1 protein-coding gene and 2 pseudogenes are annotated in these 1,775 nt (G+C 50.5%); 2 read left to right on the top strand and 1 reads right to left on the bottom strand.

Annotated elements, in window-relative coordinates; genetic code table 11:
* Positions 1-92: 92 nt before the first annotated feature.
* Both BBW68_RS19615 and BBW68_RS06150 read left to right on the top strand, forming a co-directional pair.
* Positions 93-263: pseudogene (locus tag BBW68_RS19615) on the top strand (flavodoxin); the annotation flags it as partial.
* Between the two features lie 191 nt (positions 264-454).
* The gene (locus tag BBW68_RS06150; protein ID WP_083264813.1) at positions 455-1,123 is read left to right on the top strand and encodes an epoxyqueuosine reductase QueH; all 669 of its coding nucleotides are present in this window, start codon (positions 455-457) and stop codon (positions 1,121-1,123) included.
* Positions 1,124-1,446: 323 nt separating this feature from the next.
* Here the strand turns inward: BBW68_RS06150 and BBW68_RS06145 are convergent.
* Positions 1,447-1,641, bottom strand: a pseudogene (locus tag BBW68_RS06145) (IS3 family transposase); the annotation flags it as partial.
* Positions 1,642-1,775 lie beyond the last annotated feature (134 nt).

Below are 1,775 nucleotides of genomic sequence, written 5' to 3'. Positions count from 1 at the left end.
GCCCCACTGGTATAACGGCGGTCTGACGCCCAACGAATCTGAGCGGCTGTACTACTTACAGTCTAATGCTGTGGCCAGTATTAGTTGACCACTACAGCAGTCACAACCTTGCGGACAAATTATTCATTCCCTTCATTACTCACGGCGGCTATGGTAAAGGAAACAGTGAAGACATCCTTGCAAATCTGGCCTCCGCTGCCCGCCGGGAAAAACCACTGGTCCTTGAATGCGATCAGGAGCGAAGAACCAAAGAAACAGTCTAATAGACCGAATAGTCGTCACGCCATTTTGATCATAACAAAAAGCATTATGGTTGGAAGGAACAGTGAGGATCTTTACGAGTGAGTGTCAGGAGCGGACATTGTGGAATTTGTACGAGGCGGGCCGCTATTCCCGATAGTTCACCTCTGATGCTACACTCTTCTTAATTATCATTACCCCAACGAATAAATTAATGACCAGCGCTGATTTAAAACGCCCTAAACTGGAACTCCCGAACGGGGCAGACAAACTGCTACTACACTCGTGCTGCGCCCCCTGTTCCGGTGAGGTTATGGAGGCGATCCAGGCCTCGGGAATCGACTACACCATCTTCTTCTATAACCCAAACATTCACCCGAAGAAAGAATATCTGCTTCGTAAAGATGAGAATATTCGCTTTGCAGAACAGCACGGTGTTCCGTTTATCGATGCGGATTACGACACGGATAACTGGTTTGAGCGCGCTAAAGGCATGGAATGGGAGCCTGAGCGCGGCATTCGATGCACCATGTGTTTTGACATGCGCTTTGAACGGACGGCGCTATACGCCGCTGAAAATGGCTTCAGCGTGATCAGTAGCTCACTGGGCATTTCGCGCTGGAAGAATATGCAGCAAATCAACGACTGCGGACAGCGGGCCGCCGCGCACTATCAGGGAATAGTGTACTGGCACTATAACTGGCGCAAGCAGGGCGGTTCGTCGCGCATGATTGAAATCAGCAAGCGCGAGCAGTTCTACCAACAGGAATACTGTGGCTGCGTTTATTCGCTGCGTGACAGCAACCTGCACCGCAAATCCCAGGGCCGTCCTCTGATTCAGCTCGGTAAGCTTTACTACGGTAAAGAAGACGAGCAGGCATGATTTTTAAGTGACGCCCTCTGTGGCGTGACAGCATTCCTGCTGTTTTCCTTTAACAATTGCATGCGCCACCCGGCACGGAACAGTAATTTTCAGTCATGAGATGGCTCAATGCCGATCTTGGGGTTGTACGCAGGAACTCCAGAAAATTCCGTCATCAAAGCTAAAGACCATATGATTTGCATAACGTTGAATAAATTACGGGTTATGTGACGACTTTCCACATCGAGCCGTTGTTTTAATGATTGTCACTTAACCGGTCGTTTATGTAACAGTCCAGCCGACACTGGTCGCGGAAAAATCTAGGTTTCCGGCGTAGAACCCCTGAGTCCGCCATCACCGCCACCGGCATCCCGTTGATGCTGACGAACCCAGACGCGCAGGGTCTCCGGTGTGCAACCGATCTTCGGGGCAATGGAACTGAGGGCGGCCCATTGTGAGTTGTATTCGTCCAGACTTTCCAGAACCATGCGGACGCCCCGCTGGCGGACCTCAGGGGAAAAGCGAATATTTTTATTCATCCTGTTACCTCTCTCTCAGGGAGTTTAGTCTCCAGGATTCCCGGGGCGGTTCAGTTTAGCCATGTGATCACTTGTCATGTTGTGGAGGTGAGCATATCACTTCCGATCAGGTGGTCAGTATCAGTGTGCCACTA

The organism is Candidatus Erwinia dacicola (assembly GCF_001756855.1).
GTDB classification, from domain to species: Bacteria; Pseudomonadota; Gammaproteobacteria; order Enterobacterales; family Enterobacteriaceae; genus Erwinia; species Erwinia dacicola.
This window is presented reverse-complemented; position numbering and strand designations above follow the sequence as displayed.